The sequence below is a fragment of the Rhodococcus sp. NPDC003382 genome (assembly GCF_053589135.1).
Map to the genome: position 1 here is coordinate 237,088 of NZ_JBSFRH010000003.1, position 24,058 is coordinate 261,145.

At 69.2% G+C, this 24,058-nt stretch carries 24 protein-coding genes; 15 read left to right on the forward strand and 9 right to left on the reverse strand.

The features are described 5' to 3' along the window. The first annotated feature begins 131 nt into the window (after positions 1-131). The 4 genes from dnaK to ACWDUD_RS04275 are packed head-to-tail and all read left to right on the forward strand — an operon-like array spanning position 132 to position 4,214. Positions 132-1,973, forward strand: coding sequence for a molecular chaperone DnaK (gene dnaK, locus ACWDUD_RS04260; RefSeq protein ID WP_197250938.1), 1,842 nt, complete (start codon positions 132-134; stop codon positions 1,971-1,973). Further along, positions 1,970-2,608 carry a nucleotide exchange factor GrpE gene (gene grpE, locus ACWDUD_RS04265; protein ID WP_197250939.1) on the forward strand — a complete coding sequence of 213 codons (639 nt, stop codon included), beginning with the start codon at positions 1,970-1,972 and terminating at the stop codon, positions 2,606-2,608. Before dnaK ends, grpE begins: the two co-directional genes overlap by 4 nt. A gap of 35 nt (positions 2,609-2,643) precedes the next feature. Further along, positions 2,644-3,807, forward strand: a complete 1,164-nt coding sequence (dnaJ, locus tag ACWDUD_RS04270; RefSeq protein ID WP_248672882.1) for a molecular chaperone DnaJ — start codon at positions 2,644-2,646, stop codon at positions 3,805-3,807. Continuing rightward, positions 3,807-4,214, forward strand: coding sequence for a heat shock protein transcriptional repressor HspR (locus ACWDUD_RS04275; RefSeq protein WP_197252087.1), 408 nt, complete (start codon positions 3,807-3,809; stop codon positions 4,212-4,214). Before dnaJ ends, ACWDUD_RS04275 begins: the two co-directional genes overlap by 1 nt. 83 nt (positions 4,215-4,297) lie before the next feature. Here the strand turns inward: ACWDUD_RS04275 and gabT are convergent, their stop codons facing one another. Next, positions 4,298-5,647, reverse strand: a complete 1,350-nt coding sequence (gene gabT, locus ACWDUD_RS04280; protein ID WP_450108428.1) for a 4-aminobutyrate--2-oxoglutarate transaminase — start codon at positions 5,645-5,647, stop codon at positions 4,298-4,300. Positions 5,648-5,965: 318 nt separating this feature from the next. On the opposite strand from gabT, the gene ACWDUD_RS04285 reads away from it, so the two are divergent. From ACWDUD_RS04285 to ACWDUD_RS04295, 3 genes are read left to right on the forward strand one after another with little or no spacing between them, the layout of a single operon-like run. Further along, on the forward strand, positions 5,966-7,588 hold the full coding sequence (locus ACWDUD_RS04285) for a flavin-containing monooxygenase (protein ID WP_450108429.1): 1,623 nt from the start codon (positions 5,966-5,968) through the stop codon (positions 7,586-7,588). Between the two features lie 8 nt (positions 7,589-7,596). Next, complete coding sequence (locus tag ACWDUD_RS04290; protein WP_450108447.1) at positions 7,597-8,385, forward strand: mycofactocin-coupled SDR family oxidoreductase; 789 nt, start codon at positions 7,597-7,599, stop codon at positions 8,383-8,385. Between the two features lies 1 nt (position 8,386). Then, on the forward strand, positions 8,387-9,217 hold the full coding sequence (locus ACWDUD_RS04295; RefSeq protein WP_248672884.1) for a mycofactocin-coupled SDR family oxidoreductase: 831 nt from the start codon (positions 8,387-8,389) through the stop codon (positions 9,215-9,217). Positions 9,218-9,246: 29 nt separating this feature from the next. Here the strand turns inward: ACWDUD_RS04295 and ACWDUD_RS04300 are convergent, their stop codons facing one another. After that, complete coding sequence (locus tag ACWDUD_RS04300) at positions 9,247-9,855, reverse strand: TetR/AcrR family transcriptional regulator (protein ID WP_450108430.1); 609 nt, start codon at positions 9,853-9,855, stop codon at positions 9,247-9,249. 246 nt (positions 9,856-10,101) lie between these two features. Here ACWDUD_RS04300 and ACWDUD_RS04305 point away from each other — a divergent pair, with 246 nt between their 5' ends. After that, a complete protein-coding gene (locus ACWDUD_RS04305) occupies positions 10,102-10,896 on the forward strand; it encodes an IclR family transcriptional regulator (RefSeq protein WP_450108431.1) in 795 nt (264 codons plus the stop codon). Between the two features lie 52 nt (positions 10,897-10,948). On the opposite strand, the gene ACWDUD_RS04310 is transcribed toward ACWDUD_RS04305, so the two are convergent. The 3 genes from ACWDUD_RS04310 to ACWDUD_RS04320 are packed head-to-tail and all read right to left on the reverse strand — an operon-like array spanning position 10,949 to position 13,328. Next, positions 10,949-11,647 (reverse strand): TetR/AcrR family transcriptional regulator, encoded by a 699-nt coding sequence (locus ACWDUD_RS04310; protein WP_450108432.1) that lies wholly within the window; start codon positions 11,645-11,647, stop codon positions 10,949-10,951. Then, positions 11,644-12,423, reverse strand: coding sequence for a Fic family protein (locus ACWDUD_RS04315; RefSeq protein WP_450108433.1), 780 nt, complete (start codon positions 12,421-12,423; stop codon positions 11,644-11,646). The genes ACWDUD_RS04310 and ACWDUD_RS04315 overlap by 4 nt, the downstream gene beginning before the upstream one ends. Continuing rightward, on the reverse strand, positions 12,420-13,328 hold the full coding sequence (locus ACWDUD_RS04320) for a putative nucleotidyltransferase substrate binding domain-containing protein (protein WP_450108434.1): 909 nt from the start codon (positions 13,326-13,328) through the stop codon (positions 12,420-12,422). Before ACWDUD_RS04320 ends, ACWDUD_RS04315 begins: the two co-directional genes overlap by 4 nt. Before the next feature lie 143 nt (positions 13,329-13,471). Between ACWDUD_RS04320 and ACWDUD_RS04325 the strand changes: the two genes are divergently transcribed. From ACWDUD_RS04325 to atzF, 5 genes are read left to right on the forward strand one after another with little or no spacing between them, the layout of a single operon-like run. Continuing rightward, complete coding sequence (locus tag ACWDUD_RS04325; protein WP_450108435.1) at positions 13,472-15,007, forward strand: amino acid permease; 1,536 nt, start codon at positions 13,472-13,474, stop codon at positions 15,005-15,007. 25 nt (positions 15,008-15,032) lie between these two features. After that, on the forward strand, positions 15,033-15,881 hold the full coding sequence (locus ACWDUD_RS04330) for an urea amidolyase associated protein UAAP1 (RefSeq protein WP_450108436.1): 849 nt from the start codon (positions 15,033-15,035) through the stop codon (positions 15,879-15,881). Beyond that, positions 15,878-16,525 (forward strand): urea amidolyase associated protein UAAP2, encoded by a 648-nt coding sequence (locus ACWDUD_RS04335; protein ID WP_197252068.1) that lies wholly within the window; start codon positions 15,878-15,880, stop codon positions 16,523-16,525. The genes ACWDUD_RS04330 and ACWDUD_RS04335 overlap by 4 nt, the downstream gene beginning before the upstream one ends. 3 nt (positions 16,526-16,528) lie before the next feature. After that, a complete protein-coding gene (locus ACWDUD_RS04340; protein ID WP_197252067.1) occupies positions 16,529-18,535 on the forward strand; it encodes a 5-oxoprolinase/urea amidolyase family protein in 2,007 nt (668 codons plus the stop codon). Then, positions 18,532-20,238 carry an allophanate hydrolase gene (atzF, locus tag ACWDUD_RS04345; protein ID WP_450108437.1) on the forward strand — a complete coding sequence of 569 codons (1,707 nt, stop codon included), beginning with the start codon at positions 18,532-18,534 and terminating at the stop codon, positions 20,236-20,238. Before ACWDUD_RS04340 ends, atzF begins: the two co-directional genes overlap by 4 nt. A 17-nt stretch (positions 20,239-20,255) precedes the next feature. On the opposite strand, the gene ACWDUD_RS04350 is transcribed toward atzF, so the two are convergent. From ACWDUD_RS04350 to ACWDUD_RS04365, 4 genes are all read right to left on the reverse strand, one after another. Further along, positions 20,256-21,245 (reverse strand): LLM class flavin-dependent oxidoreductase, encoded by a 990-nt coding sequence (locus ACWDUD_RS04350; protein ID WP_450108438.1) that lies wholly within the window; start codon positions 21,243-21,245, stop codon positions 20,256-20,258. Positions 21,246-21,345: 100 nt separating this feature from the next. Then, positions 21,346-21,840 carry a flavin reductase family protein gene (locus ACWDUD_RS04355; RefSeq protein ID WP_197252083.1) on the reverse strand — a complete coding sequence of 165 codons (495 nt, stop codon included), beginning with the start codon at positions 21,838-21,840 and terminating at the stop codon, positions 21,346-21,348. Positions 21,841-21,879: 39 nt separating this feature from the next. Next, on the reverse strand, positions 21,880-22,152 hold the full coding sequence (locus tag ACWDUD_RS04360; protein WP_450108439.1) for a hypothetical protein: 273 nt from the start codon (positions 22,150-22,152) through the stop codon (positions 21,880-21,882). A 170-nt stretch (positions 22,153-22,322) separates the two neighbouring features. After that, the gene (locus ACWDUD_RS04365) at positions 22,323-22,835 is read right to left on the reverse strand and encodes a DUF6790 family protein (RefSeq protein WP_450108440.1); all 513 of its coding nucleotides are present in this window, start codon (positions 22,833-22,835) and stop codon (positions 22,323-22,325) included. 112 nt (positions 22,836-22,947) lie between these two features. On the opposite strand from ACWDUD_RS04365, the gene ACWDUD_RS04370 reads away from it, so the two are divergent. Both ACWDUD_RS04370 and ACWDUD_RS04375 read left to right on the forward strand, forming a co-directional pair. Further along, positions 22,948-23,346, forward strand: a complete 399-nt coding sequence (locus ACWDUD_RS04370; RefSeq protein WP_450108441.1) for a lipopolysaccharide assembly protein LapA domain-containing protein — start codon at positions 22,948-22,950, stop codon at positions 23,344-23,346. 84 nt (positions 23,347-23,430) lie between these two features. Then, positions 23,431-23,883, forward strand: a complete 453-nt coding sequence (locus tag ACWDUD_RS04375) for a hypothetical protein (RefSeq protein WP_197252065.1) — start codon at positions 23,431-23,433, stop codon at positions 23,881-23,883. Positions 23,884-24,058: the final 175 nt, after the last annotated feature.

Consider the following 24,058-nt stretch of genomic DNA (forward strand, 5'->3'; position numbering starts at 1 on the left):
GGCTTGACTCCAGTCTCGGTGCGGGTGCAAGCTTGAGTCGGCTTCGCTCACTTGAGTCGAACAGGCTCAGGGTTAGGGCATGAAGGTCCGCGATGCAACGAGGTGTCGCGGCGAGACATTGGAGGAGAATTATGGCTCGTGCGGTCGGCATCGACCTCGGAACCACCAACTCGGTCGTTTCCGTTCTGGAAGGCGGCGAGCCCGTGGTGGTCGCGAACTCCGAGGGCTCCCGTACCACTCCGTCGGTCGTCGCGTTTGCGAAGAACGGCGAAGTTCTGGTGGGTCAGCCCGCCAAGAACCAGGCGGTCACCAACGTCGACCGCACCATCCGTTCCGTCAAGCGCCACATCGGCACCGACTGGACCGTCACCATCGACGACAAGAAGTACACGCCGCAGGAGATCAGCGCGCGCATCCTGATGAAGCTGAAGCGCGACGCCGAGGCGTACCTCGGTGAGGACATCACCGACGCCGTCATCACCGTCCCCGCGTACTTCAACGACGCACAGCGTCAGGCCACCAAGGAAGCCGGCACCATCGCCGGTCTCAACGTCCTGCGCATCGTCAACGAGCCCACCGCCGCGGCCCTCGCATACGGCCTCGACAAGGGCGAGAAGGAACAGACCATCCTCGTCTTCGACCTCGGTGGCGGCACGTTCGACGTGTCCCTCCTGGAGATCGGCGACGGCGTCGTCGAGGTCCGCGCGACCTCCGGCGACAACCACCTCGGTGGCGACGACTGGGACGAGCGCATCGTCAATTGGCTCGTCGACAAGTTCAAGGCGCAGAACGGCATCGACCTGACCAAGGACAAGATGGCCCTGCAGCGTCTGCGTGAGGCTGCGGAGAAGGCGAAGATCGAGCTGTCCAGCTCGCAGAGCACCTCCATCAACCTGCCCTACATCACGGTCGACGCGGACAAGAACCCGCTGTTCCTCGACGAGCAGCTCACCCGCGCCGAGTTCCAGAAGATCACCAGCGATCTCCTCGAACGCACCCGCGCTCCGTTCCAGCAGGTCATCAAGGACGCAGGCATCTCGGTCAGCGACATCGACCATGTCGTCCTCGTCGGCGGCTCGACCCGTATGCCCGCCGTCACCGACCTGGTCCGCGAGCTGACCGGTGGCCGCGAGCCCAACAAGGGCGTGAACCCGGACGAGGTCGTCGCCGTCGGCGCCGCCCTGCAGGCCGGTGTCCTCAAGGGCGAGGTCAAGGACGTGCTGCTCCTCGACGTCACCCCGCTGTCCCTCGGCATCGAGACCAAGGGTGGCGTGATGACCAAGCTCATCGAGCGCAACACCACCATCCCGACCAAGAGGTCCGAGACCTTCACCACGGCCGACGACAACCAGCCGTCCGTGCAGATCCAGGTCTTCCAGGGCGAGCGCGAGATCGCCGCGCACAACAAGCTGCTCGGCTCCTTCGAGCTCGGCGGCATCGCCCCGGCTCCGCGCGGTGTCCCGCAGATCGAGGTGACCTTCGACATCGACGCCAACGGCATCGTGCACGTCACCGCCCGCGACAAGGGCACAGGCAAGGAGAACACGATCAAGATCCAGGAAGGCTCCGGCCTCTCCAAGGAAGAGATCGACCGCATGATCAAGGACGCCGAGGCGCACGCGGAGGAGGACCGGAAGCGTCGCGAGGAGGCCGAGGTCCGCAACCAGGCCGAGTCGCTCGTGCACCAGACCGAGAAGTTCATCAAGGACAACGAGGACAAGGTGCCGGCCGACGTCAAGACGAAGGTCGAGGCTGCCATCAAGGAAGCCAACGACGCTCTCGCCGGTTCCGACATCGCCGCGGTCAAGGCCGCAGTCGAGAAGCTTGCGACCGAGTCGCAGGCCCTCGGCCAGGCGATCTACGAGGCCCAGGGTGCCGATGGTGCCGCTGCCGGTGACGGTGCGGCCGCCGGTGCCGACGACGTCGTCGACGCCGAGGTCGTCGACGAACCGAGCGATACGGACAAGAAGTGAGTGCCGACAAGCGCGAGCAGGAACCGGTGACCGTCACCGACAAGCGACGGATCGACCCGGAGACCTTCGAGGTGCGCGAAGCAGACGCCGAAGCGCAGGTCGTCGAAGTGGAATCCGAGTCGCCGGCTCCTGCCGCAGGAGACGAAGCCGCACTGACCGCCGAACCGTCGCCGGAAACGGCCGAACTCGCCGAGCGCACTGCGGATCTGCAGCGCGTCACGGCCGAGTACGCCAACTACCGGCGTCGGATCGAGCGGGAGAAGGTAGCTGCGATCGAAGGCGCCAAGGCGTCGGTGGTCGGCCAGTTCCTCGACCTGGTCGACGACCTGGATCGGGCCCGCGCGCACGGCGACCTCGAGACCGGACCGATGAAGGCCCTGAGCGACAAGCTCGTCGGCATTCTCACCGGCCTCGGCCTCGAGTCGTTCGGTGCGGAGGGTGATCCGTTCGAGCCGGATCTGCACGAAGCGGTTCAGATGGAAGGCGACGGGAACAATCCCGTCCTCGGGGCGGTCCTCCGCAAGGGGTACCGGCTCGGCGACCGTGTGCTGCGGCACGCGATGGTGACCGTGGCCGACGGCGAGCCGACCGACACTCCGGCGCAAACGCCGCCGGAGGAGTCGGGCACCGAGTAAGAAACAACAAGTACTGCGAGAGGAGGAGGCGCCCGGTGAGCCAGCGGGAGTGGATCGAGAAGGACTTCTACAAGGACCTGGGCGTCTCCCCCGACGCGTCGCAGGACGACATCAAGAAGGCGTACCGGAAGCTGGCGCGGGATCTGCATCCCGACGCCAACCCGGGCGACGCTGCCGCCGAGGAACGTTTCAAGGCGGTCAGCGAAGCGAACGCCGTGCTGTCCGACCCCGCCAAGCGCAAGGAGTACGACGAGACGCGGCGGCTGTTCGCGTCCGGCGGCGGTGGGTTCGGCGGCTTCCATCCCGGTGCCGGTGGCGGCTTCACCAGCACCAACTTCGACATCGGCGACTTGTTCGGCGGTGGCGCGGCCGACAGCGGACTGGGCGACCTGTTCGGTGGCCTGTTCAACCGTGGCGGTGCCGGCGGCACGACCCGCACGCGTCCCCGCCGCGGCGGCGACGTCGAAACCGAGACGACTCTCGACTTCCGCGACGCGGTGCAGGGCGTCACCGTGCCGTTGCGCATGACCAGCCCCGCGCCGTGCACCACCTGCCACGGCAGCGGCGCCGAGCCGGGCACGAGCCCGCGGGTGTGCCCGTACTGCAACGGCAGCGGGATCGTCTCGCGCAACCAGGGTGCGTTCGGCTTCTCGGAGCCGTGCGACGACTGCCGCGGCACCGGGTCGATCATCGACAGCCCGTGCAAGGACTGCCGTGGCACGGGCATCCAGAACCGGACCCGCACCATCACCGTGCGAGTGCCCCCGGGCATCAAGGACGGTTCCCGGATCCGGCTCGCCGGGCAGGGCGAGGCGGGACTGCGCGGCGCGCCGTCGGGCGACCTGTTCGTCACCGTGCACGTGCGTCCCGACAAGGTGTTCGGCCGTGACGGCGACGACCTGACCCTCGTATTGCCGGTCAGCTACGGCGAACTCGTTCTCGGGGCGACCGTGTCGGTGCCGACCCTCGACGGTCGCGTGGGTCTGAAGATCCCCCCGGGCACGGCCGACGGACGCGTGCTGCGCGTGCGCGGCCGCGGCGTACCCAAGCGCAGCGGTGGCGCCGGCGACCTGCTGGTCACCGTCAAGGTCGCGATCCCGCAGCATCTGGACGACCAGGCCATCGACGCCCTGCGTGTCTATCTGCATGCCGAAAAGAACAGCGGCTTCGATCCGCGTGAGGGATGGGCAGGTGCATGATGTCGGAACCGAGGCAGCCGCGTGGTCATTCCGGCGACCCGGACGCCCGCGTGTACGTCATTTCCGTGGCGGCGGAACTGGCCGGGATGCACGCGCAGACGTTGCGCAACTACGACCGGCTCGGCCTGGTCACGCCGCACCGCACCAGCGGTGGCGGTCGCCGGTACTCGCCGCGCGACGTCGAACTGCTGCGTGAGGTCCAGCGCCTGTCGCAGGACGAGGGCGTGAACCTGGCGGGCATCAAGCGCGTCATCGAACTGACCAACCAGGTCGAGGCTCTACAGCAGCGCGTCGCGGAACTGACCGCCGAGGTCGAGCAGCTGCGCAGCGCGCGCCGTGACCTCGTCCCGATTCCGCGCAGCAACGCCCTCGTGGTGTGGAAGCCGCGCCACCAGCGCGACTCCTGACCTCCGGGACACTACCGAATCCGATTGACGGGAACCGACACTCGGCTCGACCGGGGGACGGTTCCCGTCTGCGTCGGAGAGGGTTACACCGCCCGGACTGCGTCCTCGAGCACATCGAGCGCCTCGACGAGCAGTTCGTCGGGGATCACCAGCGGCGGCAGCAGTCGGATCACGTTGCTGTAGGTGCCGCACGTGAGCAGCACGACGCCCTGCGCGAGCGCGGCCGCGGCGACCGCAGCGGTCGCGACCGGGTTGGGTTCGCGACTTCCGGGCATCACGAACTCGATCGCGAGCATCGCCCCGCGCCCGCGCACCTCCCCGACGATGTCGCATTCGTCGGCCAGCGCCTGCAATCGCGGCACCGCGATGTCGGCGATGTGCCGGGCGCGGGCAGGCAGGTCGAGATCACGCATCCGGGCCAGTGTCGCGAGCGCCGCCGCGCACGCGATCGGATTGCCGCCGTAGGTACCGCCGAGTCCGCCGGGGTGCACGGCGTCGAGCAGGTCGGCGCGCCCGGTGACCGCCGCGAGCGGCAGGCCGCCCGCGATGCCCTTGGCGAGGGTCATCAGGTCGGGCACCACCTGTTCGTGCTCGCAGGCGAACCAGCTACCGGTGCGGGCGAAGCCGGTCTGCACCTCGTCGGCCACGAACACGACACCGTGGTTGCGTGTCCAATCGGCCAGTGCCGGAAGGAAACCGGGTGCGGGCACGATGAATCCGCCCTCTCCCTGGATCGGTTCGATCACGATCGCCGCGACGTTCTCCGCGCCCACCTGCTTCTCGATCAGCGTGACGGCGCGGCGCGCGGCCTGCTCACCTGTGACCGGGGTGCCGTCGTATCCGAGGCCTTCCCGGAAGGGATAGGACATCGGCACCCGGTACACCTCGGGCGCGAACGGACCGAAACCGTGCTTGTACGGCATGTTCTTCGCAGTCATCGCCATCGTCAGGTTCGTGCGGCCGTGGTAGGCGTGATCGAACACCACGACGGCGTCGCGCCCGGTGGCGATGCGGGCGATCTTCACCGCGTTCTCGACCGCTTCGGCGCCGCTGTTGAACAGCACCGTGCGCTTGGGATGGTCACCGGGGGTCAGTTCCGCGAGCCGCTCGGCGACCTCGATGTACCCCTCGTACGGGGTGACCATGAAACAGGTGTGGGTGAATCGCCCGGCCTGTTCCCGAACTGCCTCCACGACAGCCGGATCGGACGCACCGACGCTGGTGACGGCGATTCCGGCACCGAGGTCGATCAGGGAGTTCCCGTCGACGTCGACGATGACGCCGCCGTCCGCGTCGGCGACGTAGACCGGCACGGACGATCCCACCCCGGCACCGACCGCCTGCCGGCGCCGTTCGGTCAGTTCCGTCGAGCGGGGCCCCGGCAGGGGAGTGCGGAGGCTTCGCCGCTGGGGAAGTCGGTATGCGAGGTTCATGACGGGCGTTCCTCGGTCGGTGCTGCAGGTGTGTTGTGCGTGTTCGGGTCGGAGCCGCTGTGCCGCGGCCACCGCCGGCGACAGTTCGTAGCCGACGTGGGCCGCAGCGATACCGGTGACCTCGACGATATCGGCGCAGACCGGGTCGGAGCCGGAGAATGCGCAACATGCGACGTCGACCGGAGCGGCGCCTCCGCCAGGGCGACCGCTGGCCGGGAGGATCGGTTTCGGCCCCGATACAGGCGCTCCTAGTGTCTCGGCACGAGCACGGTCCCCCTGCCGGCGTGTATCGGCCGGATTCGAAAGAGGTGTCCCATCGTGAACAGCAAGAGCGCCGCGGTCGACGTGGTGATTGTCGGTGCAGGTGTCGCCGGAATGTATGCCGCGCACACGTTGTGCCGGCACGGATTGACGGTCCAGGGGTTCGAGTCGGCGGGAGGAGTCGGGGGCACGTGGTACCACAACCGGTATCCGGGCGCTCGCTGCGACGTGGAGAGCGTCGACTACTCGTTCTCGTTCGACGACGACCTGCAACAGGAATGGACCTGGTCGGAACGGTTTGCGACGCAGCCGGAAATCCTCGCCTATCTCGAGCACGTCGCCGACAGGTTCGATCTGTGGCGTCACTTCCGGTTCTCGACGCGGGTGGTCTCGGCGGAATTCGACGAGGCCGACTCGGTGTGGCGGATCCGTACCGACGACGGTGAGGTCACCACCGGCCGATACTGCATCTTCGCCACCGGATGTCTTTCTGCCACCAACCTTCCCGACATTCCGGGCCGTGAGGACTTCCGGGGCGAGGCGTACCACACCGGTAGCTGGCCGCACGACGTGGTCGACTTCGCCGGTAAGCGTGTCGGGGTCATCGGGACGGGATCATCCGGGATGCAGTCGATTCCGCTCATCGCGGAGGAAGCCGATCATCTGTACGTCTTCCAGCGCACAGCCAACTATTCGATCCCGGCGGGCAATCGTCCCTTCGATGCCGAGACCATGCGCGAAATCAAGGCGACCTACGCGGAGCGACGCCGCCTGTCCAGACTCAGCGGGGGCGGTTCGCCGTTCACCCCGTACCCCCACGGCGCGCTCGATGTCACCGACGAGGAACGCACCCGGATCTACGACGAGTGGTGGAACCGTGGCGGAGTCCTGTTCAGCAAGGCGTTCCCCGATCAGCTGACCGATCTCGAGGCCAACGACACCGCCCGTGTGTACTGGGAGAACAAGATCCGGCAGATCGTGACCGATCCGGAGCTCGCCGCGACGCTGATTCCCGACGATCATCCGATCGGGACGAAGAGGATCGTCACGGATTCCGGCTATTTCGCAACCTTCAACCGCGACAACGTGACCCTCGTCGATCTCGAGCGCACCCCGATCGATCGGATCACCGAATCCGGTATCGCGACCACCGGCGGACAGTACGATCTCGACATCATCGTCTATGCAACCGGTTTCGATGCCATGACCGGCGCGTTGAGCCGGATCGACATCCGAGGTCGCGACAACCGGCGTCTGGTCGACGAATGGGCGGCCGGCCCTCGTACCTACCTCGGGCTGGGGGTGAACGGATTCCCGAACATGTTCCTGGTCAACGGTCCCGGTAGCCCGGGACCGCTGGCGAACATGGTGCTCACCTCGGAGCAGCACCTCGACTGGATCGTCGATTGCATCGAGTACATCGACGAGCGGGGAGCCGCGACCATCGAAGCCGACTCGGATGCGGTCGACGCGTGGGTCGCCGAATTGAACGAGCGGGCATCGACAACGCTGTTCCCTTCGGCGAACTCGTGGTACCTGGGGGCCAACATCCCCGGTAAGCCGAGGGTGTTCATGCCGTTCATCGGCGGATTCGCAGCGTACGGCCAGATCCTCGACGAGGTCGCCGAGGCGGGTTACAAGGGATTCGCGCTCGGCGGCCCGGCACGAAAGGTGTTGTAGTGCAGAAGATGGCAGGTTCGCGTGTTCTGGTCACCGGCGCGGCAGGAGGCATGGGCAGAAGTCATTGCGTGACCCTGGCGCAGGCGGGGGCCGACGTGCTCGCGCTCGACCTCGAGGACACGCGCCACGAACTCGACGCCACCGCAGAGGCGGTCCGTGCCACCGGACGAACCTGCGTCGCGGAGACCGCCGACATCCGGGACACGGCGGCGTTGCGGGCGGCCGTCGACCGGGGAGCGAACGTGCTCGGGGGTCTCGACGTGGTGGTCGCGAACGCGGGGGTGTACGACGTCCCCGGCCCGTCGTGGACGATCGACCCGCAGACGTGGCGTCGGTCGCTGGACGTGAACCTCACCGGCACGTGGAACACGGTCCGGGCGGGTGTCGCGCATTTCGCGGGTGGCGGGTCGGTGATTCTCGTCAGTTCCACGGCGGGTATCAAAGCGATTCCGTCCGCGGCGCACTATTCGGCGGCCAAGCATGCCGTGATCGGTCTTGCGCGCACGCTGGCGAACGAGCTCGGTTCCCGGTCGATCCGGGTCAACACGGTGCACCCCGGGTCGGTGCGCACTCCGATGATCATCAACAGCCGGGTGTTCTCGAGATTGTGCCCGGACGTGGACAACCCGACCGAGGCCGATGCGGCCGCTGTGCTCGCGTCCCGCAATCTGCTGCCGGTTCCGTGGGTGGACCCGGTGGACGTGAGCAATGCGGTGCTCTTCCTGGCGAGCGAGGACTCCCGTTACATCACCGGCACGCAACTCGTCGTCGATGCCGGTCTGACCCAGAAGGTTTGAGATGAGTGGACGTTTGGACGGCAAGGTCGCGCTGATCACGGGCGCGGCCCGGGGCATCGGACGTGCACAGGCCGTGCGCTTCGCACAGGAAGGCGCCGACATCGTTGCCGTCGATCTGTGTGGACCGACCGAGACGGTGTCGACTCCACCGTCGACGCGGGAAGATCTCGAGGAAACCGTGTCGCAGGTGCGGGCTCTCGGTCGCAAGGCCGATCCGTACATCGCGGACGTGCGCGACCTCGAGGCGCTGCGGGAGGTGGCAGATCGCGGCGTGGAGGCGTTCGGGGGAATCGATATCGTCTGTGCGACAGCGGGAATCACGTCGTCGGCACCCTCCCTCGAGCTCGACGACACGGCATGGCAGACGATGCTCGACGTGAACCTGACCGGGGTGTGGCACACCTGCACCGCGACGGTGGAGCACCTGATCGCACGTGGGGGAGGATCGATCGTCATCACCAGTTCCATTGCGGGACTAAGGGGTTTGGTCGGAGTGTCCCACTACACCGCGGCCAAGCACGGCGTGGTCGGCCTGATGCGGGCCCTGTCGGGGGAGGTCGCGCAGTACGGGATCCGTGTGAACACGGTGCATCCGACCAACGTGAACACGACGATGATCCAGAATCCCTCGGTGCGCAAGGTGTTCCGACCCGACAGGGACGAGCCCACGCTCGACGAGTTCGCCGAGGCCGCCAGGACGATGAACATGCTGCCGATCCCGTGGGTCGAACCCGTGGACGTCGCCAACGCGTCGCTGTTCCTGGCCTCGGACGAAGCCCGGTACATCACGTCGGTGGCGCTTCCGGTGGATGCGGGCAGCACGCAGCGCTGACCCGACGAATCGTCTGCAGGGGTGAACCGTCAGACGCGGCGGGGACGCCACCCTTCGATCAACGGTGTCAAGGCATGGATGTGGAGGGCGCGCAGGTCCTCGATGCGAGGCTGCTCGGCACCGAAGAGCCACTCCATGTATGCCGCGCGGGAGGCGGTGAAGATCATCTGGGCGACGAGGCGGCGAAGGAAGCGGTCGTCGGCGTAGATCGAGGCGCGGGCGAGCAGGCCGGCGAGACTGTCGATGAGCCGGTCCTCGGTGTATTCCCAGCGGAGGCGGTACTCGGGTGAGGCCATGACGAGCTGGAGCAGTTCACGCCAGCCGCCGGCGTCGTCGGCGAGTTCGGCGGTGAGCGCACCCACGATCACGGCGACGACGTCGTTGCCGCCGGGGCAGGCATCGAACTGCTCGACCAGGCTCTCGGCGGACCGTTCGAACAAGGGGGACACGACGTCTTCCTTCGCTGCGAAGTGGCGGTGGAAGGTCCGTACCGACACCCCCGCCTGCTGTGCGATGGCGTCGACGGTCACGGAGGTCGAGTTGTTCTCGAGGAACAAGTCCCGAGCAGCCGTCGCTATCGCAAACCGCACGTCGGCATACCGGCGCTCGGCCAGAGTGCTCGCTCGTCTCTTCGGCATGGCGCGCCTTTCTCGTGATCGTCGACGACGGGATCTGGGTGATCGATGTGAATTCTCCCGTGTCCTCGCCGGCGGTAGGCGGTCCGGGCTTCGCGACGGGTGCGCCGGAGTGATCTCGACTGCACTGTTGTGAGTGTAGTCACATGGTGGCATAATCTGCCAATCAAGGCAGTTTGTGCCACGTTGGAGGTTGTCTTGCAGTCGTCGAATCGTGCCGAGTCACCCATTGCCATGGTCGATCGCATCATGTCCGTACTCGAGGCCTTCTCGGGTGGTGAATCCTTGACGCTGGCGCAGGTCTCGCGTCGAACCGGTGTGCCGCGCTCGTCCGTGCACCGGTTGCTCACGCGTCTGTCGGAGTTGGGCGCGCTCGACCGGACCGGCTTCGAGTACCGCGTCGGAATGCGGCTGTTCGACATCGGCAGTCATGCGCTCGACAAGGACGCCGTGCACCGGGTCGCGTTGCCGTACATGAACCGGCTCGGCAGAGCCACCGGTGCCAGCGTGTACCTCGCGACGCTTTCCGGCTCCGACATCGTCTACACCGAGGGAATCTGGACGGATTGGGCGGCGCCTCGCCGTCCCGGCATCACCCAGCCCGCCCACCTGACGGCGGCGGGCAGGATGCTCCTCGCGTGCCTTCCCGAGGACGAGCTCCTCGATCACCTTCCCGGCAACCTGGGTTCGCCGCGGCCGAACTCCGGTTCGGCGGCGGACCTGCGCAGGGAACTGCGTGAGATCCGTGAACGCGGAGTGTGTGTCAGCCGCGGCAGCATCGTGCGGGATTCCGTCGCCTACGCGGTCCAGATCGGTCCTCCCGGCTACGCGACGACCGCGCTGAGCGTATGGGGCCCCACTGAACAGATGCGCTCGACCGAGATCGTCTCCCTGCTCCGTCAGACCGGACGCGCGATCTGGGATGCGGCGCAGCGCGGTGCCGGAGCCGGGCGTCCACCGCAAGAGTGGCGGGGCGGCGCGCACTCGACGGGCGAGAAAGGTGATCGCCGGGTTTCCCCGGCCTACGCTGCCGTCGGGCTCTGACCGGCGGCCCGACGGTGAGGAGCAGGTTTGTCCGACCGAGTGACGGAGACCTTCACTCCGGCCGGTCGTCGCCCGGGGATGGGGCGGCGTGGCGATGGGCGGCCACCAGTTCGGTGCCGGCCGCCCGGAGTGTGTCGGTCGGTTCGATGCCCAGGATGCGCAGCGCGCTGTCGGCGACGAGTCCCGCCGACGCCGGCAGCGGGCCGTCGGCGGGGGCCGCGATCGTCGGGTCGTCGGCGCGGATCGCGATCACCGATTCGGTGACCCGCACCGGCAGGGCGCACCGCGGATCCTTAGGGTCCGCGACGACCTGCGCTGCGAGAGTCCGGTAGATGCCGTGCAATTCGCGGCGTTTGGCGTGGAATGCGGACAGTCCCGGCGCATCGGCCTCCGGAATCAGGTACAGCCGGCCCAGATTGGACCGGTCCGTCAGTAGATTCCACGAGTCGCCCGCCGTCAGGGCCCACAACAACAACGCGGGATCGCCGCCCAGCTCGGCGAGGGTGCGCGCGTACCGCAGCGACGGCTCGACCGTCGAATCGAGCAGCGCCGCGAGAATCGATTCCTTGGTGGGGAAGTGGTGGTAGAGCGACGCCTGCCGGATCCCCACCGAGTCGGCGATCGCGCGGGTCGAGGTCGCGGCGAAACCCCGCGTGACGAACAATTCGCCTGCGGCATCGAGGATTTCCTCGCGGCCCGACGCGCCGGGGCGTCGGCTCTCCACGAGGCGCGGTCGTCCGGGTCCGGTCACGCTGACTCACTCTGCCACATCCCGACCACTCGTTCGACGATCGGCACGAACGGTGCGGCGGGGACCCGGTGCTCGCTGTCCGCGGCGGCCATTGCCGCCCGCGAGGCATCCATCCACGCGGTGCGGTCGATGCGGCGCAGGTCGAACGGCAGCCCGGCGCGGCGGGCGAGGACGGCGAGCAGCGTCGTCGCGGTGCGGCCGTTCCCCTCCCGGAACGGGTGCACCGCAACGAGATCCGCAACGATGGCGGCTGCGGCCGAGGTGAATTCGGTGGGGCAGAGGGTGGCGGCGCCGGCCTCGAGTGCCGCCGTGCGCGCTGCGAGATGCGGAACCGGCAGGAACCTCGCGTCGGCCTTGCGCAGGTCGACGATGCGCTGCTGCCCGGCCCACGGATAGACGTCGCCGAACAGGTGCTGGTGGATCGACGCGACGAGCGGAACGTCCGGCACGATCGCCCCCAGGTGGATCTCGGCGATCCGCGCCGCGCACACGCGATGCTCGGCCTCCGCCAGCGCGGCCGGATTGGCGAGTCCGATTCCGTTGCGCAGCACGGATGTTCCGCGCACGTAGTAGGGGCGGTAGCGGCGCAGCAGTCGGGGTCGCTGCTCGCTCGGGTCGAGCGCGCGTGCCGCCGCGACCGCGGCGGCGATGTACTCGCCGCGCCCCAGCACCCCGGTCGCGAACGCGGTGAGGGCGGCGCGGGCGTCGTCGTCGGGTCGCCACCCTTCGAGTTCCTGCGCGTGTATCGCCTGCGCGACGGCGTACTCGGCGTTCACGGCCCGTCCGGTCGGGTGAACGACGACGCGGACAGTCGATAGTCGAGGACGCGCTGGATGCCCGCGACCGTGCGCGAGACCCACCGGATGGTGGCGCGCTCGGAGGGACGAAACCCGGTCAGGGGCTCGGGGCCGTCGATGCCGGGGCCGGAGAGGGCGCGGCGCGTGACGATGTCGAGGATCTCGTGGTGGCAACGCTGCAGGTCGGCGATCTCGTCGGCCTCGAGGTACTCGCCGGGCCGGGCCGCGGTCAGTCGCTCCCCGGTGGCGTGCCCGCCGGTCCCGCCCGCGAGTGCCGCCCAGCGCGCGATCTTGCGCACGGGGGTCAGCAGGTCCTGCTTGAGGTCGACGTTCGGGGCGGAGACCAGCGGAAACGCCGGACGCACGTGCGGCCGGTGGGAGAGCGCGTCGGACAGCACCGCGTTCAGGCAACGCGGATGGGCGCGTATCGCCGCGGCGAGCACCTCGGTCAGATCGGGGTCGGGACGGTCACCGACCGGGCGTGCGTCGGCGAGCAGTCCGATCATGACGATGCCACGGTCCTCGAGCGGGTTGGCGGCCCAACGGGTGATCGCGGCGCGCCATTCGTCCGGGGTGCGGCGCAGTCGTCGTTGCAGCGGGGTGGCTCCGTTCGGGTCGACGATGACCCCGGGTACGCGCAGGGCGGCGGCGTCGAAACCGTCGTCGGGGGTCGCGGTGACGGCCAGGGCATCGAGGTCGGATCCCGGCAGTGCCTCGCCGCGGCCGAGGCTGCCGGTGACCCACACCTGAACGTCGGTGCGCCCGTCGAGGGCGGTGCGCAGTTCGTCGACGCACAGCCGCGACCATTCGGCCGCGATGTGCTCAGACGTTGCCCCGCGGGCGAATTCGGAGCGCAGGCGCGCGTGGTCGGTGGTGGTCGGCATGCAGCGATAGTGACACACCGACGCCGTGTCACACGTTCGCAACACAGGTAGCCCATTCGAAACATTGCCGTCACCGCGCAGGAATGAGCGCACCTAAAACTGTCACCCGACAGGTTTTGACGGTTGCGCGAATCGAGGACACCATGGCATTGACGACGCCCGCCGCGGCGCCCCCCGAAAAAGGCGGCGACGCAGTAGATCTCGCCGAATTCGGCTACGAACAGCAGCTCCACCGCTCCCTCGGGAAGTTCGCCTCGTTCGCGGCGGGATTCTCGTTCGTCTCGATCCTCACCACGATCTTCCAGCTGTTCGGCCTGGGCTTCGGGTTCGCCGGACCGGCTTTCTTCTGGACCTGGCCCGTCGTGTTCGCCGGCCAGTTCCTCGTCGCCCTGTGCTTCGCCGAACTCGCCGCCCGCTACCCGCTCTCCGGTGCGATCTACCAGTGGTCCCGCCGCCTCGGCGGCGAGGTGCTCGGCTGGTTCGGCGGCTGGTTCATGATCCTCGCGCAGATCGTCACCGCCTCCGCCGCCGCGATCGCCCTGCAGGTCGTGCTGCCGACCGTGTGGTCCGGCTTCCAGATCATCGGCGACGACACCTCGCTCACCTCGGCCAGCGGCGCCGCCAACGCCGTCCTGCTCGGCACCGTCCTGCTCGTCGTCACCACCACGATCAACTGCGTCGGGGTGCGCTGGATGGCGCGGGTCAACACCATCGGCGTCATCTGCGAGATCGTCGGTGTCATCGCAGTCATCGGCGTCTTCTTCACCCACGCACAGCGCGGCCCCCAGGTCGTCTTCGACACGGGCATCCACGCAGGTCAGAGCGGCTACGGATGGGCGTGGATCGCCTCCGGCCTGATGGCCGCCTACGTCATGGTCGGGTTCGGCTCCGCCGGCGAGCTCGCCGAGGAGACCCGCGACCCCCGCCGCGTCGCCCCGCGCACCATCCGCATGGCGCTGAGCGTGTCCGCACTCGGCGGCGGCCTCATGATCCTCGGCGCGCTCATGGCCGCACCCAGCCTCACCGACGGCCGCCTCGCCGCCGAAGGCCTGCCGTACGTGCTCGACACCGTGCTGTCCTCGCCGTGGGGCACCGTGCTGCTCGTCGACGTCGCCATCGCGATCCTCATCTGCACCCTCGCGATCCAGACCGCCGCCTCCCGCCTGATGTTCTCGATGGCCCGCGACGAACGCCTCCCGTTCTCCAAGACCCTCGCGACCGTCAACCGCCGCACCGGCACCCCCATCGCCCCGTCCATCGTCGTCGGCCTCGCCTGCGTCGCGGTGCTGCTGCTCAACGTCGGTAACTCGGCGATCTTCTCGACCCTGGCCAGCGTGTGCATCATCGCGATCTACCTCGCCTACCTGCTGGTGACCGCCCCGATGCTGTACCGGCGGCTGACCGGCGGCTGGGTCTCCGGCGACGGCGGCACCGACGCCGAGGGCCGCCCCCTGTTCTCCCTGGGCCGCTGGGGTGTGCTCGTCAACGCCCTGGCCGTGCTCTACGGGCTGGTGATGGTCGTGAACCTGTCGTGGCCGCGCGCCGAGATCTTCGATCCGGCGGGCGACACCCCGATCCTGCGCTGGGCCGGACCGATCTCCATCGTCGCGATCGTCGCCCTCGGCATCCTGTGCTTCCCCCGCGGCCGGACCCACCCGCGCCCCGTCCGCTCGCTCTGACCGCCCGCTTTCCCCAGGAGTCACCATGACCGCCACCACCACCGCAGCCCGCGACCACGCCCGCTCCCAGGCCGGGCAGCACGACGGCCCCATGCCCATCGTCCCCGCCTCCGCCTGGCCGAACCCGCCCGCCGGAGTCGACGCCGACGCACTGGTGTGGGCCGAGACCGTGCCCGGCGGCCGCTACACCTCCAAGGTGCTCGCCCGCGGCACCCGGCTGCGGCTGACCGACCTCGACGGCCGCGGCTGCGCCCACCTGATGCTCTGGCGCGCCGACGCCCCCTGGGAGCGGCTCAACATCGCCGACACCGTCAAGGTGCCGTGGCAGGCGTACCTCGGCGTCGACCACCCCCTCCTCGACGACCAGGGCCGCGTCCTCGCGACGATCGTCGCCGACACGTCCGGCCGACACGACGCGCTGTGCGGCACCACCACCGCCGTCGGCAACACCGCCCGCTACGGCGACGGCTCGGTGCACTCCGGCTCCCCGGCCGGACGGGAACTGCTCACCCTCGCCGCCCTCAAGCACGGCCTCGATCCCCGCGACGTCGCCCCGACCGTCTCGTTCTTCCACGGGGTGCGGGCCGACGAGGACGGCACCCTGGTTCCCACCGGCAACGCCGGACCGGGTGCGAGTGTCGAACTGCTGCTCCACCTTCCGCTGATCGTCGCGGTCGCGAACACCGCGCACCCCCTCGACGAATCGCCCACCTTCGACACCACCACGATCGAACTGCTCGCCTGGCGCGCGCCCGCCGACCTCGCCGCACTCGCCGCCCGCGCCGCCGAGATCGGGCCCGAATACGACCGCGCGCACCGCAACACCGAAGACGTCCACGCCGCCGCCCTGCCGACCGAAGGGAATCTCGCATGACCGCCACCACCGCCCCCGCACCCCTCGTCCCCGGCACCGTGATCCTCGACGAGACGGTCGCGCCCCGCGGCCCGTGGTCGGCGATCGTCGCCGCCGGTGACGTGCTCACCATCGTCGACCTGTACGGCAACCAGGCCGTCGACACCCTGTTCTACGGCGCCGCGGACACCACGATCCGCTACAGCGCCCAGGCCACCATCACCGCGCAGCGCTCGCTGTTCCTGACCACCGGATCGGTGATCCGCGACCAGGAGGGCAACCCGATGATGACGATCGTCGCCGACGAGGTCGGCAACCACGACACCATCGGCGGGGCCTGCTCGCAGGAATCGAACACCCTGCGCTACGGCCACCACACCCGCCACCAGCACGCGTGCGTCGAGAACTTTCTCGCCGAGGGCGCGAAATACGGCCTGGGCAAACGGGATCTGGTCGGCAACGTCAACTTCTTCATGAACGTGCCGGTCGACCCGGACGGCACCCTCGGCATCGTCGACGGACTGTCCGCACCCGGTCGCCGGCTCGCGCTGCGCGCCGAGATCGACACCCTCGTGCTCGTGTCCAACTGCCCGCAGATCAACAACCCCTGCAACGGATTCGACCCCACCGCCGTGCAGATGATCGTCACCCGACCGGAGGCCTGACCCATGAGCGCGACCTGCACCGTCCTGCGTCCCGGACCGCTCACCACCGTCCAGGACTGGCCCGGACGCGTCGGCTACTGGAAGATCGGCGTCCCGCCGTCCGGTCCGATGGACGACCTGTCGTTCCGTCTCGCGAACCTCGCGGTCGGCAACGACGAGGGCACCGCCGGACTCGAGGCCACCATGGCCGGCCCGCGCCTGCGCTTCGACGCCGAGACCACGGTCGCGGTCACCGGCGCGGCCGCCACGGTCACCGTCGACGGCCGTCCCGTCCCGCAGTGGACACCGGTCACCGTCCCGGCGGGCGGGGTCCTCGACGTCGGCGCCGTCACCGGTGCAGGTCTGCGCGTCTACATCGCCGTCGCCGGCGGCATCGACGTCGACCCCTACCTCGGGTCCGGGGCGACGTTCACCCTCGGCAAGTTCGGCGGCGTCTCCGGGCGGGTGCTCGCCGACGGCGACGCGCTGCCGCTCGGTACGTCCACCGGAACGCCGCGGCGCCTCACCGCCGAGGAGATCCCCGCGATCGGCCACGACTGGACCATCGCGGTCACCGAAGGGCCGCACGGAGCGCCGGAGTTCTTCACCCGCAAGGACATCGACACCCTCTACGGCACCGCGTACGCCGTCCACCACAACTCCGACCGCACCGGCGTCCGCCTCATCGGACCCAAGCCCACGTGGGCGCGACCCGACGGCGGGGAAGCGGGCCTGCACCCGTCGAACATCCACGACACCCCCTACACGGTCGGTGCCCTCGACTTCACCGGCGACACCCCGATCCTGCTCGGCCCCGACGGACCGAGCCTCGGCGGCTTCGTCTGCCCGGTCACCGTCGTCACCGCCGACCGCTGGAAGATGGGGCAGCTCGCTCCCGGCGACAGGCTGCGCTTCGTCCCGGTGCGCGCCGCGAACGTCGCCTCGCCCAAGGTGTTCGGACCCGCCCGCCGCGCGGCGGTGCCCGTCGTCGGCGGTATCGGCGACGGCGACGACGGTGTGCTGCACCGCGGCGCGACCGCGGACGGCACCACATCGGTGACGGTGCGACGCAGCGGCGACGACAACATCCTCGTCGAGTACGGCACCATGTCGCTGGACCTGGTGCTGCGTGCCCGCGTGCACGCGCTGCAGACCGCCCTCGAGCAGGCCGGGCTGCGCGGCCTCGTCGATCTGACCCCCGGAATCCGTTCCCTGCAAGTGAAATTCGATCCGACGGTGACGAACACCCGCTCGGTGCTCGGTGCCGTGCTCGAGACGGAGGCGGCGCTGCCCGCCGCGGACCGGCTCGTCGTCCCCAGTCGCACCGTGCGGCTGCCGCTGAGCTGGGACGACCCGTCCACGCGACTGGCCACCGAACGTTACATGCACGGAGTGCGCGCCGATGCCCCGTGGTGCCCGTGGAACATCGAGTTCATCCGCCGCATGAACGGCCTGGATTCGGTCGACGACGTGTACAAGACCGTGTACGACGCGTCCTACCTCGTGCTCGGTCTCGGCGACGTGTATCTCGGTGCGCCCGTGGCGACCCCGCTCGATCCCCGGCACCGGCTCGTCACCACCAAATACAACCCGGCCCGCACCTGGACCCCGGAGAACGCGGTCGGCATCGGCGGCGCCTACCTGTGCATCTACGGGATGGAAGGCCCCGGCGGCTACCAGTTCGTGGGCCGCACCACCCAGGTGTGGAACCACCGATTCCCCGAGGGCGCAGGCGGATTCGAACCCGAACACCCGTGGCTGCTGCGGTTCTTCGACCGCATCTCCTGGTACCCCGTCTCCGCCGAGGAACTGCTCGACCTGCGCGCCGACACCGCCGCCGGACGCGGCCGCGTCGACATCACCGAGGGCGAATTCTCCCTCGCCGAGCACCTCGCGTTCCTCGAGCGCGAAGCCGACTCGATCGGTGCGGTTCGCGCGACAATGGAAGCGGCCCGCGACGAGGAACGCGCCCGCTGGGAAGCGGACGGCGAACTCTCCCGCGGCACCCGACTCGGAAAGGCGGCAGCATGACCGACCGTGTGACACAGGCCTACGCGCGACTGCGCGAGGCGGATCGCCCCGAGGTGTTCGTGCACCTGCGCGACGAAGCCGATGTCACCGCCGAGTACGCCGAATCATTGCGTCGCGGTGGGGAACTCGCGGGCGTCCTGCTGGCCGTGAAGGACAACGTCGACGTCGCGGGCCTGCCCACGACCGCCGCCTGCCCCGGCTACAGCTACGTCCCCGACGCCGATGCCGCCGCGGTCGCGGCACTGCGGGCGGCCGGCGCCGTCGTCGTCGGCAAGACCAACCTCGACCAGTTCGCCACCGGGCTCGTCGGAACCCGCAGCCCGTACGGGGCGGTCCGCGACGCGCGGCGGCCCGAGTACGTCTCCGGCGGGTCGTCGTCCGGGTCCGCGGTCGCGGTCGCGCTCGGGATCGTGGACATCGCGATCGGCACCGACACCGCCGGTTCCGGCCGGGTCCCGGCCGCGTTCCAGGGGATCGTCGGGATCAAACCGACGGTCGGGGCGGTCGCGACCACGGGGGTGGTGCCGGCCTGCGCCGAGTACGACTGCGTGACGATCTTCGCCCGCGACCTTCCGTCCGCCGAACGCGCGGTCGCGATCATGGCGACTGCCCCCGGCGGCCGGTCGTGGCCGGCGGACGTGCCGCTGGCCGCGGCGCCCGGTGCCGCGCTCGCGGTGCCCCGCGATCTTCCGGAACTCGACGAACGGTGGCGCGCCGCGTTCGCCGCAGCCGTCGAGCAGGCACGAGCGGCCGGGTTCACGATCGTCGAGATCGACCTCGACGACTTCCTCGCCGCAGCCCGGCTGCTGTACGACGGGGCGCTCGTCGCGCAGCGGTGGGATGCGGTCGGTGAGTTCGTCGAGGCCGCCGATTACGGCGACCAGGAGACGGGGCTCGATCCGGTGGTCGCCGGGATCGTGCGGGGTGCGGCCCGGTTCTCCGCCGTCGACCTGCTGCGTGACCGCGCGAAACTCGCCGCGCTGCGAGACCGGGCGATGACCGTGTGGGGTGACTGCGCGGCGCTGCTGGTGCCGACCGCGCCGTTCCACCCGACGATCGCCGAGGTTGCGGCGGACCCGGTCGGGGTCAACTCGCGGCTGGGGACCTACACGAACTTCTGCAATCTGTTCGACCTGTGCGGGGTCGCGGTCCCGGCCGGTGAGGTCGTCGAAAGCGACGGCAGCACAGCACAGTTCGGCGTGACGGTGCTCGCGCCGGCCGGGCACGACGCGGTCGCGGCCGACGTGGCGGCACGCCTGACCGGGACGCCGCGCGACCCGTCATCGCCGTCGTGGCCGGAACAGGCCGGGGCGCAGGCGTTTCCGTTGATCGTGTTCGGTGCGCACCTGCACGACCAGCCGCTCGCCGGTCAGCTCACCGCGCTCGGTGCCCGCTGGGCCGGACCGGTCTCGACGGCACCGGAGTACCGGATGACCGCGTTGCCCACGCAGCCGCCGAAGCCTGCGGTGGTGCGCTGCGCCGACGGCGGGGCGTCGCTGGAAGGGGAGCGGTGGGTGTGCTCACCCGCGGCGCTCGGCCGCTTCCTGGCGGCGCTGCCCGCCCCGATGGGGCTCGGGTCGGTGCAGCTGGCCGACGGCACGTGGGAGACCGGGTTCGTCTGCGGCGACGACGCCGCGTCCGCGGCTCCCGACATCACCGCCGCTGGGTCCTGGCGCACCCACCTCGCCGCGGCCCTCGTGTAGCCGAAAAGAGACGAGGGTCAGGCGGGGACGAGCCCGCTGACCTCGGCGAGCAGCTCGAGGGAGCGCAGCCAGGCGGTGCGGCCCGGCGCCGACGACACCACGATCAGTTCGTCGGCCCGGGCGCGCTCGGTGAACGCGTCCAGGTATTCGCGGACCTCGGTGGGGTTGCCGACGGCGGTGTAGTGCAGCATCTGCGTCACCTGCCGGCCGGCGGGGGAGTCGAGTAGCAGCTCGATCTCCTGGTCGGTGAAGCTGCGACCCCGGCCGACCATCTGCACGACGCGGTTGCGTTTGGTGGCCTCGAACAGTTGCCGGGCCTCCTCGGTGGTGTCGGCGGCGATCACCCCGACACCGGCGATGACATAGGGCTCGGCGAGCTGTTCGGACGGCTGGAACTCGCGCCGGTACAGCGCGACCGCGTCCTCGAGCGCCTGCGGCGCGAAGTGGGACGCGAAGCCGTACGGAAGACCCAGCAGCGCGGCGAGTTTCGCGCCGAACAGGGACGACCCGAGAATGTAGAGCGGCACATCGGTGCCCTTGCCGGGGATCGCGTCGACACCCGGAATGCGGCTCTGCCCCCGCAGATAACCCTGCAGTTCGAGCACGTCCTGCGGGAAGCTGTCCGCCGACGACGGATCACGCCGCAGCGCGCGCATGGTGTTCTGATCGCTGCCCGGCGCGCGGCCCAGACCCAGATCGATGCGGCCGGGATGCAGCGACTCGAGGGTGCCGAACTGCTCGGCGATGGTCAGCGGCGAATGGTTCGGCAGCATGACGCCACCGGCGCCGAGCCGGATCGACGACGTGTGCGCCGCGATGTGCGCGATCAGCACGCTCGTCGCCGACGACGCGATCGACGGCATGTTGTGATGCTCGGCGTACCAGATGCGCCGGTAGCCCCACTTCTCGGCGAGCTGCGCCATCCGCACGCTCGCGGCGAAGCTGTCCCGCGCGGTCTCGCCCTTGCCGATGTGCGCCAGGTCGAGGATGGAGAGGGGAACGGTCACCGGTGATCCTTCGCGTCAGGGCCCGGGATCGGCAGCCGGGCACACCTTCAGCGACAACACGGCGGCGCCGGCGGCTATTCCTGCCGGGCCGCCGACCGGGTCACATCTCGTCGAAGTGACCGTAGGTGCCGCGGTAGAACAGCAGCGGTCCGCCGCTGTGCAGCGAGGTCAGGCCGGTTACGCGGGCCACGACGATCGTGTGGTCACCGGCGTCGTGCTCGGCCTCGATGGTCGCCTCCACCCGCGCGATCGCACCCTCGAGGGCGGGTGCGCCGTTGTCGCCCGGAGTCCACTCCACGCCACGGAACTTGTTGCCGCCGCTGACGGCGAACGCCGCGCACAGGGTGCGCTGGCTCGCGGACAGGACGTTGATCGAGAACGTGCCGATCTCGCGGATCTTCGGCCATGTCGTCGACGTGCGGGCCGGGCAGAACGACACCAGCGGCGGGTCCAGCGACACGGACGTGAACGACTGGCACGCGAAGCCGAGCGGTTCGTCGCCGTCGAGGGCGGTGATGACGGTGACTCCCGTGCAGAAGTTGCCCATCACGTCGCGCATCCGGCGTGGATCCAGCACTGCGTGTTCTGCGGTCATGTTGCTCCAATCGGGTGTCGGCTTCGGGACCAGTGTCCGCTATCGCGGATCCGGACGGCCAGGGTGCTCCCGGACAGCGGGCATGTGGGCGGGTCTCGGATCTGCACGCTCGGTGACCGGAAGGACCCCGGAAACGGCAAGGGCATCGACGGTGTCGTGCAGGTCGGGACAGGTGCGGCGCGGTGCGTCGGAGCCGAGCCGGATACACGGCCGCGACGCGTCGTCGGTGAGCCACTGGATGTTGGTGTGGAACGTGCCGTTCTTCTCGGCCAGGACACGATTGCCGCACGTGCGGCAGGTGACGGACTGCATGGAGGCTGCTCCCGTTTCAGGTCGGTGGTCGCAGTGTTCCTCGGACGCTAGCTCGGGAACCGTTCCGTGGACACGGCGATGTCCCGCGTGGCGGGACATCGGTGCAGGTGGGAGCAAGCCTTGGCAGGGGGAGGATCAGGCCGTCACGAGGTGATGCTGGGTGCGCAGCCTCAGGCCGCGACCGAGGTGCGGTGCGGCGCCGCGTCCCCGTTCCGCGCGCGTGACAGCGCGTACAACACCCACCCCACGACCGGGAGGATGATGTCGAACCACAGAGGCGGGCCGATGTTGCCGGGCTTGGTGTTGCCCTCGGCAATCCAGTAGTAGAAGTGACCGGCGGCGTCGCCGAGGTACTGGACGGACATGACGGTGAGGGTCGCCAGCCAGAAGTAGCCGCGGAACCAGATGCACATGATGCCTGCGATGCCGATCGCCAGATCACCCATCGCGTTCTCGAACTGGAACCCGCCGTCACCGCGTGTGTATCCGATCAGTTCCGCAGTCGCAGGGCCGTCGAACAGGTGGTATCCCGCGCCGCCGATCGAGCTGACGCCGACGGCGACGGCGAGCCACCATACGAGGAAGATGTCGATCGTCGTCGCCGGACCGGCATCGTGGCGGCGCCTTCGGGAATGGATGAACGCCCCGATCAGCGCGATGATCACCAGAACAAGTGTCGGCATCAGGTCCTCCCCGCGTCCGCCGGCTCATTTTACGGAGGGCTCCGGTCGTCGAAGGGGGAAAGCACCTGAACAGATCATCGTGTACGTCGAGCGGTCGCGGGTATCCGAGAGCATGAGCACCGCCATGAACGGGCCGTCCAACGACGGATACGGATCCGAATCACGTCGATCTCCGGATCCCGAGCTGCCTGCGACGCCCGCGCCCGTCGAACCCGATGCGGGACTGATCGAGGACGTCGCCCGCCGCAAAGGCATCAAAGGCACCCGTACCGGCACGATCTGGACCGGGTTGGTCGTAGGCATCGTCGTTCTGCTGTTGCTGCTGGTGTTCATCCTGCAGAACCTCGACGAGGCCACCCTCGAGCTGTTCGCATGGGATTTCACCCTCCCCCTCGGCGTGGCACTACTCTTTGCCGCGCTTGCCGGAGCGGCGATCATCGCTCTCGCCGGTGCCGTGCGCATCCTTCAGATCCGGCGAGCCGCCAACCGGCAACGTCAGCTCATCGAATAGAACCCTGCCCTGTATAGAACACGGCCCTGTTTGGGTTCGCCCGCACCGGGCATCTCTGTCATGGGGTCGAGGTGAGGAGGAATCATGGGCACCGAACCGGGACAGCACTTGCAGGAAGAACCGCAATCCGAGCGTGGCCCGAAGGGGTCGCGTGACACCGGAGCGGACGCGGCCGGCGGTGGACCGGCCGATCGGCCTGCCGGGTCGTTCGAGCAGGAGGAAATGCAGACCGGCGGGGCAGACGACGCGTCCGCAGGCACGGGTGGTGGGGAATCGGTCCCTCCCGGCGACGCCGAACCGGCCGTCCCGCCGTACGAGGGTCGCACCACCTCGACCGCGGAAGGCCGGCCGGAACACGACGAACATGTCGACACGTCGCAACCGTTGGCCCCGAACCCGGAAGAGACTCCCCGCGGCGCGACCGCGTCGCCTGCCGACGAGCAACCGGCGGATCAGGCACCGCAGACGGAGGAATCCGCTCGGGGCACGGGTCCGGCGCATCAGAGCGGTGTGACCAGAGCCGAAGATCAGCAATAGGCCACTCGCCGGGCCGGCGAGTGCCCGCACTCCGATCGGACGGACTGCGGTCGTCGCTGTGCCGGACCGCTCAGGCGGTCCGCTGGACGCGGCTGCCCAGGGACATACCCACTCCGCTCCGGGAAGCCGATCACGAAGACGGCGCCGCTCCGCACGAGGTCGTGGGGCGCGGCGC